A 14,663-nucleotide genomic window follows, 5' to 3' on the forward strand; every position below is an offset into this window, starting at 1 on the left:
AAGGCCATGACGCAGGAAGTGCGCGTCCTGTTGGTGGATGACGACGAGGAAGACCGCTTGCTGCTGCAGGACATGCTGTCCGGTGCCCGCCCCGGGGCGCCGCGGCACGTGTTCAGCGGGGTGGACAGCCTGGAGGCGGCTGCGCCCGCCCTCGCGAGCGGTGCCCACGACCTCTGTCTGGCAGCCTCGCAGCTGGGGGCCCAGCGCGGCGAAGCGCTGCTGGGCCTGCCTCACGGCCCGGCGGGGCCGGTGCCGGTCATCCTGCTGCTCGGCAGCAGCGACCCGCAGCGCGAACGCGAGCTGCTGGCGCGCGGCGCGGCTGATTGCCTGGTGAAGGGCGAGATCGACGCGCGTGCGCTGGTGGCTGCGATCCGCGGTGCACTGGCGCGCCACCGGGCCCAGGCAACGCTGGTCGCCGAACGCGACCAGCTGCGCGCGCAGCTGCGCACCGAGGTCGAGACGGTGCGCGAGCTGAGCCAGGCACAGCGCCGTCTGGCGCGCCGCGAAGCGAGCCTGCGCGCGGTGCTGCACGACAGCGCCGATCCCTTGCTGATCGTCTGCGCGGCACGCCGCCTGCTGTATGCCAACCCGGCTGCGCTGCAGCTGCTGGGCGACGCGGCGCAGATCGGTGCGCGGCTGCCCCTGCCTGCGTCCGCCATCGAGGACGGCAGCGAGCACCTGGCGCTGACCGATGCCCGCGGTCTGCAGCGGCGTTTCCAGCTGAGCGCCTCGCACACCGAGTGGGAGGGCGAGCGCGCGACGCTGCTGGCCTTGCGCGAGCGGGCCCTCGCCGGCGCTGTCGACGCGCTGACCGGGCTGCCGGGGCGCGAGCGCATCGAGGACCTGTTGGGCGAGCAGATCGAGCGCAACCACCAGCAGGGCCAGCGCCTGGTCGCGCTGGCGATCGACCTCGACCACTTCAAGGAAGTCAACGACACGCTGGGCCATGCGGCCGGCGATGCCCTGCTGCGCGAGGTGGCTCAGCGTCTGGCCGCCTGCCTGGGACCACAGGACCTGCTGGCGCGGCTGGGCGACGACGAGTTCGTGGCCCTGCTGCCCGGGCTGGACTCGGCCGAAGCGGCGCGCCCGGTGGTCGAGGCGCTGCTGGCGGCGGTGGCGCTGCCCTGCGAGCTGGCCGGGCGCACCCTCTATCCCGGTTGCAGCATCGGCGTGGCCGTGTCCGGCAGCGGCAGCGCGGCCGATCCGATGCAGCTGCTGCGCCATGCCGACGTGGCGCTGCATGCGGCCAAGCGGGCCGGACGCAACACCTGGCAGGCCTGCAGTCCCGAGCTGGTGCTGCGCCTGAATGAAGGCATCGAGTTGCGCCAGCGCCTGCAGACCGCGATACGGCAGCGCGAGTTCGAGCTGCACTACCAGCCCGTGATCGACCTCGACAGCGGCCGCGTTTGCGGCGCCGAGGCGCTGATCCGCTGGCAGCACCCCGGGCTGGGCCAGCTCAGTCCGGCGCGTTTCCTGCCGCTGGCGGAGCAGAGCGGCCAGATCGTCGCGCTGGGCGCCTGGGTGCTGGAGCAGGCCTGCGAGCAGCACCGCCGCTGGCTGGACCAGGGCCTGCTGGATGGCGCGGTGGCCGTCAACGTCTCGGCGCTGCAGCTCGAGCGGGCCGACTTCGTGCCGCAGCTGACCGAGGTGCTGCGCCGCACCCGGCTGCCGGCCGGGCGCCTGGAACTGGAGTTGAGCGCCTCGCTGCCGCTGGATCCGGCCGGCCGTGCGACCGAGACGCTGTGGCGCCTGCACGAGCTGGGCGTGCGCCTCACGGTGGACGACTTCGGCGCCGGGCATTCGGGCCTGGACCTGCTGCAGCGCCTGCCGGTGGACAAGATCAAGCTCGACCGCTCTTTCCTGGCGCGGCTGGCCGACGGCGGCCAGGACGCGGCGCTGGTGCAGGGGGTGATCGCCATGGCCCGGCAGCTGGGCCGCTGCGTGGTTGCCGAGGGGGTGGAGAGCTCGGCCCAGCTCGAGCTGCTGCACCGCCACGGCTGTGACGAGGCGCAGGGCTACCTGATCGCGCTGCCGGTGCCGGCGGCCGCCTTCGGCGATTTTCTGCGCGACTTCAAGGCGCCGACGCAGCAGCGTCTGCAGGACGGGAGCGAAGCGCCGCCGCGTTTGCTGATCGTGCACGCGGAAGCCGGCAGCCAGCGTGCGCTGGTGCGGGCCTTGCAGCGCGAGCGTTGCAGCATCGTCACGGCCGGCAGCGGGTCCGAGGCGCTGGCGCTGCTGCAGCACGGTGGGGCCGAGTTGGTGCTGGCCCACCAGCACCTGCCCGACATGAGCGGCATCGAGTTCATGGAGGCGGCTGCGAGCGCTGCGTCGGTGCCCGCTCGCACCCTGCTGTGCGGGCCCCTGGACCTGCCTGCGGCCCGGCAGGCGCAGGCGCAGGGCCGGCTCGACGCCTGCCTGACGGTGCCCTGGGACGACCAGGTGCTGCGCGAGCACGTGCGCGAGGCACTGCGGCGCGGCCGCGCTGCAGCCGGCCTGGTTTCCGTGGCGCCCGCGGCCGGATGAGGGGCGGATCGGCAGACGGTGGCGGCGCTCGCGCGGGAGCATCGTTTGCTGCCCATCGGAAGCAGGGTGGCCCACACGACGGCGCCGTGCCCAGGGATGCAAGCCCCGGGTCGCGGCTGCCTCCCCAGCCCGCCGCGGCCGCCGTGGCGGCACGCCGTTCGCTTTTTCAACAAGGGGCAGCCGTTGGTGTCCAGCCAGGCCCGGGCTGCGGGCAGTTCATGAACGTGCCGAGCCAGCCGCCGCTCTACCGGTGGCTGCTGCGCCTGGCTGCCGGCGTGCTGCTGTCGCTGCTGGGCACGGCCGCCTGGCTGGCGTGGCAGACCTATGAGGGCGAGCTCGAGGCCGAGCGCAACGCGCTGGCGCAGGCGGCCGATGCCCGCGTCCAGCTGATCGAGGGCCGCCTCGAGCAGGCCTTGCAGGTGCTCGCCTTCAGCGCGGCCCACATGAGCCAGGCGGCGAGGCGCGACAGCCGCGACTGCGCCAACTTTGTCGGCGAGCTGGTGCGCAACGAAAAGGGTTTCCTGGGCGCCTGGGCGCTGCGCGGCAACGGCGAGCCGCTCTGCGGGGCGCTCAACGGCGAGCCCGGGCACAGCGCGGTGCCGCCGCTGCCGGCACTGCATGCCGGTGACGGCAGGGTCTGGAGTCTGCGCCGGCACAGCGGGCGGCTGCTGCTGCGGCACGAGATCCCGGGTGCCGGGGGCAGCGCTGCGGCCAGCGTTGTCGTCGAGCTCGACCCCCAGATCGTCGCCGCTGTCGACGCCCCCCTGCTCGACAGGCAGTTCCGCACCAGCGTGAAATGGTTCGACGCGCCGCGCGCGATGCCGGCACGCCGACCGGTGGCCTCACACCAGCCGCTGCAGAGCCTGCCGCTGAGCCTGCGCGGGCGCGCCGTCGGTGAGCTGGTGCTGCAGGCGGCCCCCGGCCTGCCGGATCCGGGCAGCGGCGCACGCGGCCGGCTCGGCTACACGCTGGGCATGGGCGCCGCGGGCCTGGCCCTGCTGGCCGCGGCGCTGGTGGCCTACAGCCAGCGCTTGCTGCGCCGCGACGTGGCGCGGCTGGTGCAGGCCGCGGGCGACCCCCAGCAGGCGATGGCGCTGACCGAGCGGATGCGGCTCCCGGAGCTGGCCGCGGTGGCTCGCGCGATGGCGGCCGAGCAGTCGCGCCTGGCGGCGCTGGCCTCCGAGCTGCGCCGCAATGCCCAGCACCTGGAGCAGGTGCAGCGCACCGCGGCCATCGGCTCCTGGCGCTTGCACCTGCGCGACGGCAGCATCGAGTGGTCGGGGCACACCTTCGAGCTGTTCGGCCTGACCGAGGGAACGCCCTTGACCCTGCAGCTGCTCGAGGGTCTGGTGCATCCCGACGACCTGGCGGCCTTCCGCCGCCGCAGCGAGGCCCTCAACAGCGGCGAGCTGAACCTGGACACGGTCTATCGAATCGTACGGCCCGATGGCAGGGAGCGCGTGATGCATGCGCGCGGTACCGTGGACGTGCGGGGCGCCGACGGCCGGCCGGAGCAGGTCTTCGGCACCGTGCAGGACATCACCGAGGCCTATGGCGCGGCGCGGCTGAACGAGGCGTTGTCGGGCGCGCTGTTCCTGACCGGCGACGCGGTGCTGCTGGCGCGCACGGCGCCGCCCGGCCGGCTGGTGCGCCTGTGGGCCAACCCGGCCTACGACGCGGTGCACCTGGGCCTGGGACTGGCTCATGCGCAGGCCCACGAACAGCTGTTCCAGCACGAGCGTGGCCTGCTGCGCGAGCAGGCCGCCCAGCTCGAGCAGGCCTTGCGCGAGCAGCGCCCGGTGCGCCTGGAGGTGGAGCTGCAGCTGCGCCAGGGCCGGCGCTGGACCGAGCTCGACCTGATCCCGGTGATGGCGCCGCAGGGCGGCGAGGTGCACTGGCTGCTGGTGCTGCGCGACATCAGCGCACGCCACCAGGCCGAGCAGCGCGTGCGCGACAGCGAGCGGCGCTATCGCCTGCTGTTCGACCACCACCCGCTGCCGATGTGGACCTACGACACTGCCAGCTTGCGCATCGTCGAGGTGAACCAGGCGGCGACCCGCGACTACGGCTACAGCCGCGAGGAGTTCCTGCAGCGCACCATCTTCGACCTGCATGCGGCCGAGGAGCGCGACGCTGCGCGGCGCTACCTGGAGGCCAGCGGCGGACGCCCGCCGCCGGGCGAACGGCGCTGGCGCCTCCAGACCGCCTCGGGGCAGGTGAGGGTGGTCGACCTGCATGGCCAGGATGCGCCTTTCGACGGCCCGGGCCACCGCCTGCTGTGCCCGGTGGACCGCAGTGCCGAGCAGCACGCGGTGGATGCATTGCGGCGGCTCAACACCGAGCTGGAGGCGGCGGTGCAGGAGCGCACCGAGGCGCTGGCGCGGCGCGAGCAGCTCTACCGGGTGCTGTCGGACCTGTCGCCGCAGATCCTCTGGCAGACCGACGCGCAGGGCCGCGTGACCTATCTCAACCGGGCCTGGTACGAGCTGGTCGGCCCGGCCGAGGGCGACTGGCTGGGCTCGGGCTGGCTCGATGCGGTGCATCCGGACGACATCGAGCCGACCCACACCGCCTTCACCGAGGCCGCGCGCGAAGGCCGCCCGATGCGCATGCACCGGCGGCTGCGCTCGCGCTCGGGCAGCTACCGCAGCTTCCTGTGCGTCGGCGCGCCGGTGCTGCGGCCCGACGGCACGGTGGAAAGCTGGGTCGGGGTGGACACCGACATCACCGAGCTGGAGCGGCAGTCGAGCCGCCTGCGTCAGCTCAACGACGAGCTCGAATCCTTCTCGTATTCGGTCTCCCACGATCTGCGTGCGCCGGTGCAGGTGATGAAGGGATTTCTCGACGCCGTGTTGTCCGGCCAGGCCGGCCAGGTCGACGAGCGGGCCCGGCACTACCTGGAGCGGGTGTTGCGCAACGCGCGGCGCATGGACGAGCTGATTTCGGACATGCTGGCCTTGTCGCGGCTGTCGCGCTCGACCCTGCGCTGCACCCGCTTCGACGTCGCCGCGCTGGCGCGCAGCGTGGTCGAGACCATCCAGGAGCGTTACCCGGCCCAGGTCGTCGAGTGCTGGACACCGGCCCACTTCGAGATGATGGGCGACCGCGGACTGATCCAGGTGGCGCTGGAGAACCTGATGGACAACGCCGCCAAGTTCTCGCAGGGGCGCACGGTGTGCCGGCTCGAGTTCACCGCGCGTCGCGAGCGCGGCCAGGTGGTGCTGGAGCTGGCCGACGAGGGCGTCGGTTTCCCCCCCGAGTATGCGCACAAGCTGTTCCGGCCCTTCCAGCGCCTGCACAGCCAGGAGACCTTCGCCGGCACCGGGGTCGGGCTGGCGACGGTGGCGCGCATCATCCACCTGCACGGCGGCGAGATCTCGGGGCGCAACCGCGAGGGCGGCGGAGCGGTGTTCGAGTTGCGTCTGCCACTGGCGCCCGAGGGCCAGTCGGACGTCGCCGTCGTCGAGGAGGACGTGGCATGAAGGAACTGGTGGTGGTGGACGACAACCCGGACCAGATCGAGCTGATGGTGTTGGCGATCGCCGCGCTGGGCCTGAGCCGGCCGGTGGTCACCTTCGCGTCCGGCCTGGAATGCGCCAACGCCCTGGAGCGCGGTGTGGTGCAGCCGGGGCTGGTGGTGCTGGACGTCAACCTGCCGGGCCTGGACGGACCGGGCACGGTGCGGCGTCTGCGCGCGGTGCGCGGGCTGGCGGGTGTGCCGGTCGTGATGCTCTCGACCTCGGACCAGCACAGCGACATGCAGCGCTCGCGCGAATCGGGTGCCGACGGCTATGTGCGCAAGCCCTACGGCGAGCGCAGCTGGGCCGATGTGATCAGCGAGCTGATGCGCCACTGGCGCGACTGAGGCACGGAGGCGACCGGATGCTGCGCATGGTGTGCATCGAAGACGAAGAAGACGATGTCGAGCTGGTGCGGCTGGCGCTGTGGCGGGGCGGCATGGACGCTGTCCTGGAGCGGGTTGCCGACGAGCCGGGGCTGCGCCGCTGCCTGGCCGAGAAGCCGGACCTGCTGCTGTGCGACTACAGCATGCCCGGCTTCTCGGCCGAGCGCGCGCTGGCGCTGCTGGCCGAGGGGCGCCACGACGTGCCGCTGGTGGTGGTGACGCGTGCCATCGGCGAGGAAGCCGTGGTGCAGTTGTTCCGTGCCGGGGCCAAGGACTATGTCGCCAAGGACAAGCTCGCGCTGCTGCCCTCGGTGATCACCCGCGTGCTGCAGGCGCGTGCCCTGGAGCAGGAGCGCCGCCGCACCGCCGAGCAGCTGCGGAGTGCCTACGAGCGCCTGCGTGTGTTGTCGGCGCGGGTGGTGGATGCGCAGGAGCGCGAACGCGCTCTGATCGCCCGCGACCTGCACGACGGGCTGGGCCAGCTGTTGACCGGCATCGTGATCCACCTGCACGCCGCCGGGCGCAGCGGCGATCCCGAGAAGGCGCGGCACTGCAGCGAGCGTGCCGCGGGGATGGCGCAGGAGGCGATCCAGCAGGTCAAGAGCCTGTCCTTCGACCTGCGCCCGGCGCAGCTGGAGCTGCTCGGTTTCAGCGCCGCCGTGCAGGCGACGGTGGACCGCCGGCTGGAGAACAGCGGCGCGACCGGCTATGTGCGGGTGCGCGGGCAGGAAGGCGAAGGCGGCCGCCCCTCCTACGCGGTCGCGCTGCGCGTGCTGCAGGAGGCGCTGACCAACGTGGTGCGCCATGCCGGAGCGAGTTCGGTGGTCGTGCGGCTGCGTTTCGTCGACCCCGAGCGCCTGGTGATGACGGTGGCCGACGACGGCTGCGGCTTCGACGTCAGGCAGACCCTGGCCGGCGGCATCAGCGAAAGGAACTTCGGGCTCTACGGCATGGCCGAGCGTGCCGAGCTGGGGGGCGGGCGCATCCGCTGGCGCTCGCGTCCCGGCCGCGGCACGGTGCTGCAGCTGTTCATCGCCTAGACAGGTTTTTCCCCAACGAACAAATGCACAGAGAGACACAGAGAGAAAGAAAGGAAGTCCGACCGTGAGCCAAACCCCGTCGATCCGGGCCGTGCTGGCCGATGACCACGACCTGGTGCGCTCCGGGCTCAAGCTGCTGCTCGAGATGGTGGAGGGCCTCAAAGTCGTGTACGAGGCCCGCACCGGCTCCGAGCTGCTGGAGGCGGTGACGCGCATCCGGCCCGAGCTGGTCGTCACCGACATCTCGATGCCCGACATGGATGGCCTGACCGCACTGGCCCAGCTGCGTGCCTTGGAGCCGCCGCCCAAGGTGCTGGTGGTGTCCATGCACGACTCGCCCGATTTCATCCGGCGCGCGGTGCAACTGGGCGCGTCCGGTTATGTGCTGAAGGAGAGTTCGCCGCTGGAGCTGGAGCAGGCGGTCGGCAGCGTGATGCGCGGCCACGCCTATTTCAGCGCGCAGGTGTCGCAGAAGCTGCTGCAGGCCAAGGAGCGCTCGCCCGAGGAACTGCTGACCGAACGCCAGCTGGAGATCCTGCTGATGATCGGCCGCGGCCTGGCGACCAAGGAGGTGGCTTTCAAGCTGGGCCTGAGCCCGAAGACGGTCGACGTGCACCGCGCCCGCATCATGGAGCGGCTGGGCATCAACGACGTGGCCGGGCTGACGCTGTACTGTGTCCGGCACGGGCTGATCGATCCGTCGCGCGAGTCTTAGTCTTGCTGCCCGATGCAGCGCGTGCACGAAGGGGCGCGTGGCTGCCGCCGCGATGCCACATGAGCGCCTGGGCAGCCGGTATGGAGCAAGTTACAGAGGACCTTGACCGAGGCAGGAATCCGCTGGTGTTTAACGGCAGAATGGCCGCGCTCCGGCAGACCCGGCGCGATGGCAGCCGCAGAGGGAATTCGGAGAGTGAAGGCTGCACCCCAACGAAAGCGAAAACCACCATGAACACGATGTCCAGATTTTTCGTCGCACTCACCGCGGCCGTCCTGTCGTCGAGCTGCGCGGGCGCCGACTTCAAACGTCCCGGCCCCGGGGCACTGACCGTTGGCAAATCGACCACCGCTGAGGTGACTCGCGTGATGGGGAAGCCCCATCAAGTGGGCGAGTCGATCAAGAACGAACAGAAGCTCAAGACGCTGCATTACACCTACGCAGACGCGGCGGGGACCGGCCGTTACCCTGGCGTCGTGCCGGCTCGCGTGGTGGTCTTCTCGGCTTTCAATGACTTGCTGGTGGGCCAGGAATTCATCAGTTCGTTCGCCGAGGATGCGACCGACTTTGACGAGTCCAAGGTGAGCGCCCTCGTCAAAGGCAAGACCACCCGCACACAAGTTCTGCAACTGCTCGGCAGGCCCACGGGCGAGGCGATCTATCCGGTGGTGAAGAAGCAAGGCGACAAGACGCTGTTGTACAGCTATTCGCATGCCAAGGGCGACGCCTTCAACATGAAGTTCTACAACAAGGCGTTGATCGTGTCGTTCGGACCCGGCGACGTCGTCTCCGATGTGGAGTTCTCGTCCAACGGCGAGAAGTGATCCAAGCTGTGCTCGGGCCGGTGGCTGGACCGTGTTTCGACGGCTTTTATGGCCGCCGGACGACGACCGCTCGCCGGCCTCACTTCAGCACACTCAGTCGGCTGCCGCCCGGACAAGAGGACGCGTGGTCGACGAGACGCGACTCGCAGTCGAAAAAGGCCGCCACGCCGCTGCCGTAGGGAGCGAGGTGGCCTCGAAACGAGGGCGCTCCCGCGAAGCTGCTGCTTCCCGCCACGAACTGCGGCCGTGATCCTTTCTTTTCCGGCGGGGCCCCCGCCGCGAGGAAACGCTGGACGAAAAAGAAGCGGTAGAAGTCGAGCTGCGGCTTGTCGTAGCTCAGGTAGCCGCCTACGAGGAGCCCGCCGTCGGCGGTGGGCCGGGCGTCCGTGACCGCACATCCCTGCGCGGAGGCCGGCGAGAAGACCAGGGTCCCGCGGTCGCCGAAGCCGGTCTGCGGTTTTCCCTCTCCGTCCAACTTCACGAGGACGCAGTGGCGCGGCTCCGTGCCGTTGTCGCCGATCATGCCCCCGAGCAGGTACGAATGGTCGCGGGGAGAGAAGATCAGGCGGCTCGGAATGAAGGCGCGGTCGTCCAGTCCTTCGAGCACAAAACGCCCGTCCGTCCCGTAGGTCCGGTCCACCTGGCCGGTGGCGTCGAGGCGGCGCAGCCAGGGCGTCGGCACTCCGTCTGACCGCCCTGTCGCCATCAGCAGCATCTTGCCGTCGGCTTGCACGTGCAGACCGACAGGCAGGGTTTGCGAACTGACCTCACCCTGGCCGAGCAGCGCGACCCCGTCCTTGCCGAAGGTCTTGTCGCGCATGCCGTCGGCGCCGAGGCGCAACACGAACACCCGGGCTGGGTCCTTGTCGTCCACCATGGCCCAGCCGGCGACGAGCACCTTGCCATCCGCCTGAACCGCCAGCGTCGCCGGGATCAGGAGGCGCTCCTTGCTTTCCGCGAGAGGAAGTCGAACCACGCCGGCACGGCCGAACCGGGTGTCGTGGCGCCCTTGCCCGTCATACCGGGCGATCAGCATCTCGCGGGCCTCCCAGCGCATGTAGTTCTCGTAGCGAAGCAAGGCCACGGCCACCACCGATTGGTTCTGAAGCGCCGCAGCGCTCCACTCCACCCGGAGTTTTTCGGACTCGAGGTCCTGCGGCCAGGACGGGTGCGACGGGTGGAAGCCGTCGTAGGCGGTCCACCCTCGCGCGCCGGCGGGAAGCGCCGCGATGCCGTCCTCGCTCACCGCGACCAGACCGCCATCGTCGCGCGGCATCAGCGCGACGGGCTTGCCGCGAAGTGCGTGCGCCCTGAGCGCGGGCAAGCCGACCGGCTTGCCTTTGAAGCCGAGTGCCGTGGCCGGCGACGCCTCACCGCTTGAACCGTGCTGCGAGATCGTCAGGAGCACGACGGCCAGGAGCGCCTTGACGGAACGGGGACGGGGAAGGTGGACTTTCATGCGAACGCCGATGCCTGGCTCCATAACGGTTGGAGCGGTCTTGTCACTTTGGATGCGCCGCAGTGTAGCCAGCGCTCAGGGCATCTCCCGGGCTGCCTCCCCTGGGTAGGGGGGGCTGTTGTCCTCGGCGCAGGCGGGTCCAGCCGGACCGCAGCCCTCAGGCAGGAATGATGGTCACCCTCGGCCAACGCTCAGGGTAGCGCTTGCGTTCGATCCGTTCGCGATAGGTGGCAACACTGACGCGCGCCGGGTTGCGCCGTACCACCATGCCGAAAAGGTCCTGCAAGCCGTACGGGGCGATCACGCCGATCGAGTGGTCCTGCCTCAGGTAAACCCCGACCGAGGTCGCGTATTCCGGCCAGGACGCCACCGCTTCGTCCAGGGACCGCAGCGGTGCGACCGCATGCCCGAAGCAGTTCTCGAACCAGGTGTGCACGGCGGCCTGGTTGGTGACCTCCCAGGGAAGCCCCGGCAGCGTGGCCGCGAGCTGGCGCTGCAACTCGGCGTCGCGCTCGGGGTCGAGGCGATCGCGGTCGAAGTACGCCACATCGACGTCCGACAGGAACGAGGGGCGCTCATGCCGATGCAGGACATCCCACACGAGATTGCGCACGGCACCGGCACCGATGCACCACGACGCCAGACCCAATCCCTGCACGGCGCGCAATGCGGGCATGAACCAGGTCGATGCGCCGACGATGGCGGCAAGGCGTTCCTCAAGGGCGGCTGGGGAGGGCTGCGGCGGCATAGGGCGGCTCCTGGTCCGTGGATATCGGCTGCGTGGGAGTCCGGACATTTTGGAGGGCCGCCCCTTCACAGCGGTGCAAGGCGCACGTAGCATGCCGCCCACCGTGCACTTCGATCCGCCCCTCGTCATCCGCAAACCCCGGCCCGCCGGCTCCCGGGCGCGCGAGCGTTTTTTCGCCTATTCAGGATCCATCGCCGGTCTGCTGGAGATGCAGCGCAGCGAAATCGACACCTACGAGGCGGTCGACGCGGCACACGGCGGCGAGCTGCGCCGCCTGCCCTACGAGCACGGCTGGCTGCTGGACTTCAGGCGCCTGTTCAAGGGCCGCCAGCGCTGGGTCGTGTACGGCCGCGAGGGCCGGCTCTACATCGACCTGGGGGCCGAGATGCATGGCATCGGGCCGTCGCGCCTGAGCTTCCGGGTGCAGCGCTTCGGCTGCCTGCTGCGGGTCAGCATCCACCGCGGCAGCTCGCGCCGCGTCGAGCGCTTCTGGGCCTGGTTTCCGTTCGGCCGCCTGCTGCTGCGCGACGCGGGGGTCAGCGGCGACGCCTGCGAGCCCTTGTGCGAGCTGTTCAAGGAAATCGCGGTGCCGGGAGGGCGCAGCCTCTGGGCCATCCGCTGGTCCTCGGGCGTGGCGCACCGCGACAGCGGGCTGAGCCTGCTGCCGCAGCGCACCAGAGCGGCCTGATTCAGTCGACCAGGAGCACGCTCCTAGGCTTCGACCTCCTCGCCGTGGCCCAGCGCGGCCATCAGCGCCGCCTTGCGCTGGCGCAGCCGGTTGCCCAGCTTCTGCAGGTCCATGCCGCTTTCCTTCAGCTTCGGGAACATCTCCTTCTCTTCTTCCTTGACGTGGTGGTCGACGTACTCGCCCAGCACGATGACCTTGGCGTCGTACAGCTTCTCGCGCGGCTGCATGGACTCGATCTGCGCAATCAGGTCCTTGGCGCTGGCGTGTTCGACGCTGGCTTCGTCGAGCAAGTCCTTCTCGTCGAGGAAACGCCGCGCGGCCGGGTAGAAGATCTCCTCCTCGATCTGCGTGTGCACCGTCAACTCCTGGCAGATCTGGAGGGCCAACTGGCGCTTCTGCGCCGCCGGCGCGCCAGCGTCGGCCAGCTTCCTGTACTGCTTGAAGAGCGCCTTGACCTTCTTGTGGTCCGTCATCAGCAGTTCGGTGGCATCGGGGGCGGCGGCGGCCGCAGCGCGTTTTGCAGTTGCCATGTGGGTCTTCCTTCGTGGGTTGTGATTGGAGTGGGCACGCCGGGGCCGGCGGCCGATCGCCCGGAGGTGCCCGGGGGCAGGGACGGCTCAGGCGTCGAGCGACTTGTCGCGCTCGGGCACGTCCTCGCCGGTCGAGCCGGGACCGCGGCGCTCCATGCGCCGGGCCGACCGGTCTTCGTCGGAACGCCCGGGCGGACTGTCCGACACCAGCGACGCATCGGAGCCGCGCTGGTCTGGCGAGGCCGGGCGCGAGCCGGCGGCTCCGCCGGGGCGGGGGGCCGCCGGCTCGGAGGATTCGTGGCCGGTGGGCTGCAGAGGGGCTGTCATCGCGGGCTCCTTGGTTTCGCGTCCACCACGAAGCAAACGGTGTGCCGACCGGGTACCGGGCGCAGCGGCGGGCTCAGCCTGGGGCGACGCGCGCGCCGCAGGCCGCACAGAAGCGGGCGCCGGGCGACAGCGGCTCGCCGCATTCGCTGCAGAAGCGACCGGTGGCAGCGGGCGGCGCCGCTGCAGCGCCGGGTTCGGCCGCCGGGGCTGCCTGGCCCAGCGCCGCGGTGGCCCGGATGTCGTGGTGCAGCTGGGCCGCCGCCGGGGTGCCGGACAGCGCGCGTTCACCCTGGTTCAGCGCGGCGATGCGGGCCTGGTCCTCCTCGCTGCCGGTGGCCACCAGCACACTCTGGCTGCGTCCGAAGGCGGCGAGGTGGGCGGCCAGATCCTTGGCCTCCATCCCGGTGGAGAACATGGCGGTGACCTGGCGCTGGTCGTCCTTGCCGAACACCACCGACTCGATGCGCGCCCGCCAGACTCGCAAGGTCATCGACTCGGTACGCACGATCTCGCTGTCGGTGTTGAGGCGGCTCGTCAAGGTGTTGCCGGTGCCCACACGCGAGCGCTGCCAGGTGCCGGCCAGCTCGACCCAGATCAGGACCGACTCGAAGTTGAAGCGGCCCCACAGCGCCTGCGCGGCCTTGAAGCAGAACAGGGCCACCAGCAGCAGCAAGGTAGAGGTGCCGGCCAGCGACAGGCGCTTGTCCTGCCATGCGGCGCCGACGTCGAACTCGCGCACGAAGTAGAGCAGCAGCCCGACCGCGGTCGCCACCAGCAGCGTCGCGTAGACGTCGAGCGCCACCAGCCAGCGGTGCGGCGGGTGCGCCAGCGCCGAGGACAGCGTGGGCGCGACGGTGCCGCCCACCGGCATCGGCTGCGTTTCCTCCATCAGCTCGCCGGCGAAGGGGCCGGCGCTGCGGCCAGGGTCGATGACGGGCTCCAGCCGCGCGTAACGGCGGTTGGGGATGCGCTCGGTCCAGCCCTGCTGCAGCTGGCGGTCGAGTTCGTCGAGCAGCAGGTTGGGCGGCGCGTTCATGGACAGCTTGAGCTGCTCGCCGCTGGCCTGCGTGCTCGGCTGGTCGCCCACCTGGGCCAGCACCGCCAGCGCCACCAGGCAGACGGCGACCAGACCGGTGCCCAGCATGATGGCCGTCTGGGCACTCAAGGAAAACAGGCCGGGCGACGGCAGCCGGCTGCCCACCAGCCCGATCAGCACCGGCGCGAGCAGGGCAGCCGCGACCAGCCCCACCACCGAGGCCATCGACAGCCGGGCGCGCTGGTCGCCCAGCACCGGCTTGAGCAGGAAAAACACGCCAAAGACGAAGTACAGCATGCCGATCCAAGGCCGCGAGCTGTCGTTGCCCAGCAGCAGCCAGGAGACCGCGAAGCTCAGCGTCGTCGCGAGGATGGCCACCAGGTTGAAGAAGTGCCGCTGCGCCAGCGCCTGCACCGCCAGCGGCGCCGTGATCAGCCGCGGCACCGCGTGGTACAGCACGCCGTCGAGCGCCCCCTGGGGCTCGGGATAGGTGAGGCCGCCCTGGCGCAGCATGTCCTTGTAGATGTCGGCGCGCGGCGAGCCGCCGGTGGTGCCGGCCGCGAGTTCCGGCGCCAGCGAGGCCGGCCGGCCGCGACCGAAAAAGAAGCGCAGCCGGCGCGCCGCAACGCCGGCCGCCAGCAGCCCGCCGACCAGCAGCGCCAGCCCGGCCAGCAGCGGTGCCAGCACCAGTCGCAGGCTCTGGGCCTGCAAGGCCTCGCGGCTCCACCACAGGCACAGCACGCCGCCGCCAGCGAGCAGCGCTGCGCACAGCCAGAGCCACAGGTTCTGCAGCCGGTAGGGATTGGGAAGCTCCAGCCGCTTGCTTTCCGAGCTGTAGTCGTAGCCCATGTTCTTGTCCTCCTTGAATG

12 protein-coding genes are annotated in these 14,663 nt (G+C 70.8%); 7 read left to right on the forward strand and 5 right to left on the reverse strand.

All coding sequences use genetic code 11. The annotated features are described in order from the left end of the window. The first annotated feature begins 6 nt into the window (after window positions 1-6). From OOT46_RS01585 to OOT46_RS01610, 6 genes are all read left to right on the forward strand, one after another. Entirely contained in the window at window positions 7-2,523 is a 2,517-nt protein-coding gene (locus OOT46_RS01585) for an EAL domain-containing protein (protein WP_265401823.1), read from the forward strand. A gap of 218 nt (window positions 2,524-2,741) precedes the next feature. Next, window positions 2,742-6,005, forward strand: coding sequence for a PAS domain S-box protein (locus OOT46_RS01590; RefSeq protein WP_265401824.1), 3,264 nt, complete (start codon window positions 2,742-2,744; stop codon window positions 6,003-6,005). Next, window positions 6,002-6,388 (forward strand): response regulator, encoded by a 387-nt coding sequence (locus tag OOT46_RS01595; protein WP_265401825.1) that lies wholly within the window; start codon window positions 6,002-6,004, stop codon window positions 6,386-6,388. The genes OOT46_RS01590 and OOT46_RS01595 overlap by 4 nt, the downstream gene beginning before the upstream one ends. Before the next feature lie 17 nt (window positions 6,389-6,405). Continuing rightward, window positions 6,406-7,467 (forward strand): histidine kinase, encoded by a 1,062-nt coding sequence (locus tag OOT46_RS01600; protein ID WP_265401826.1) that lies wholly within the window; start codon window positions 6,406-6,408, stop codon window positions 7,465-7,467. 64 nt (window positions 7,468-7,531) lie between these two features. Next, window positions 7,532-8,182: a response regulator transcription factor gene (locus OOT46_RS01605; protein ID WP_265401827.1), complete on the forward strand. Its 651-nt coding sequence runs from the start codon at window positions 7,532-7,534 to the stop codon at window positions 8,180-8,182. Between the two features lie 230 nt (window positions 8,183-8,412). Next, window positions 8,413-9,006: a hypothetical protein gene (locus tag OOT46_RS01610; RefSeq protein ID WP_265401828.1), complete on the forward strand. Its 594-nt coding sequence runs from the start codon at window positions 8,413-8,415 to the stop codon at window positions 9,004-9,006. A 79-nt stretch (window positions 9,007-9,085) separates the two neighbouring features. On the opposite strand, the gene OOT46_RS01615 is transcribed toward OOT46_RS01610, so the two are convergent. Both OOT46_RS01615 and OOT46_RS01620 read right to left on the reverse strand, forming a co-directional pair. Next, complete coding sequence (locus OOT46_RS01615; RefSeq protein ID WP_265401829.1) at window positions 9,086-10,465, reverse strand: hypothetical protein; 1,380 nt, start codon at window positions 10,463-10,465, stop codon at window positions 9,086-9,088. Between the two features lie 157 nt (window positions 10,466-10,622). Beyond that, complete coding sequence (locus tag OOT46_RS01620; RefSeq protein ID WP_265401830.1) at window positions 10,623-11,213, reverse strand: nucleotidyltransferase family protein; 591 nt, start codon at window positions 11,211-11,213, stop codon at window positions 10,623-10,625. Between the two features lie 91 nt (window positions 11,214-11,304). Here OOT46_RS01620 and OOT46_RS01625 point away from each other — a divergent pair, with 91 nt between their 5' ends. Then, entirely contained in the window at window positions 11,305-11,901 is a 597-nt protein-coding gene (locus tag OOT46_RS01625; protein WP_265401831.1) for a hypothetical protein, read from the forward strand. 23 nt (window positions 11,902-11,924) lie between these two features. Here the strand turns inward: OOT46_RS01625 and OOT46_RS01630 are convergent, their stop codons facing one another. The 3 genes from OOT46_RS01630 to OOT46_RS01640 all read right to left on the reverse strand — a co-directional run bounded on the left by OOT46_RS01630 (window position 11,925) and on the right by OOT46_RS01640 (window position 14,643). Beyond that, window positions 11,925-12,431 (reverse strand): hemerythrin domain-containing protein, encoded by a 507-nt coding sequence (locus tag OOT46_RS01630; protein WP_265401832.1) that lies wholly within the window; start codon window positions 12,429-12,431, stop codon window positions 11,925-11,927. 87 nt (window positions 12,432-12,518) lie between these two features. Further along, window positions 12,519-12,758, reverse strand: a complete 240-nt coding sequence (locus tag OOT46_RS01635; protein WP_265401833.1) for a hypothetical protein — start codon at window positions 12,756-12,758, stop codon at window positions 12,519-12,521. A gap of 73 nt (window positions 12,759-12,831) precedes the next feature. After that, window positions 12,832-14,643: a zinc-ribbon domain-containing protein gene (locus tag OOT46_RS01640; protein ID WP_265401834.1), complete on the reverse strand. Its 1,812-nt coding sequence runs from the start codon at window positions 14,641-14,643 to the stop codon at window positions 12,832-12,834. Window positions 14,644-14,663: the final 20 nt, after the last annotated feature.

Source organism: Aquabacterium sp. A7-Y, from assembly GCF_026153205.1.
Classification (GTDB): Bacteria; Pseudomonadota; Gammaproteobacteria; order Burkholderiales; family Burkholderiaceae_C; genus Caldimonas.

Bases quoted from the DNA above. Each gene is read 5' to 3' on its own strand.
- OOT46_RS01585 (WP_265401823.1), top strand. From the start codon at position 7: ATGACGCAGGAAGTGCGCGTCCTGTTGGTGGATGACGACGAGGAAGAC.
- OOT46_RS01590 (WP_265401824.1), top strand. From the start codon at position 2,742: ATGAACGTGCCGAGCCAGCCGCCGCTCTACCGGTGGCTGCTGCGCCTG.
- OOT46_RS01595 (WP_265401825.1), top strand. From the start codon at position 6,002: ATGAAGGAACTGGTGGTGGTGGACGACAACCCGGACCAGATCGAGCTG.
- OOT46_RS01600 (WP_265401826.1), top strand. From the start codon at position 6,406: ATGCTGCGCATGGTGTGCATCGAAGACGAAGAAGACGATGTCGAGCTG.
- OOT46_RS01610 (WP_265401828.1), top strand. From the start codon at position 8,413: ATGAACACGATGTCCAGATTTTTCGTCGCACTCACCGCGGCCGTCCTG.
- OOT46_RS01615 (WP_265401829.1), bottom strand. From the start codon at position 10,465: ATGAAAGTCCACCTTCCCCGTCCCCGTTCCGTCAAGGCGCTCCTGGCC.
- OOT46_RS01620 (WP_265401830.1), bottom strand. From the start codon at position 11,213: ATGCCGCCGCAGCCCTCCCCAGCCGCCCTTGAGGAACGCCTTGCCGCC.
- OOT46_RS01625 (WP_265401831.1), top strand. From the start codon at position 11,305: ATGCCGCCCACCGTGCACTTCGATCCGCCCCTCGTCATCCGCAAACCC.
- OOT46_RS01630 (WP_265401832.1), bottom strand. From the start codon at position 12,431: ATGGCAACTGCAAAACGCGCTGCGGCCGCCGCCGCCCCCGATGCCACC.
- OOT46_RS01635 (WP_265401833.1), bottom strand. From the start codon at position 12,758: ATGACAGCCCCTCTGCAGCCCACCGGCCACGAATCCTCCGAGCCGGCG.
- OOT46_RS01640 (WP_265401834.1), bottom strand. From the start codon at position 14,643: ATGGGCTACGACTACAGCTCGGAAAGCAAGCGGCTGGAGCTTCCCAAT.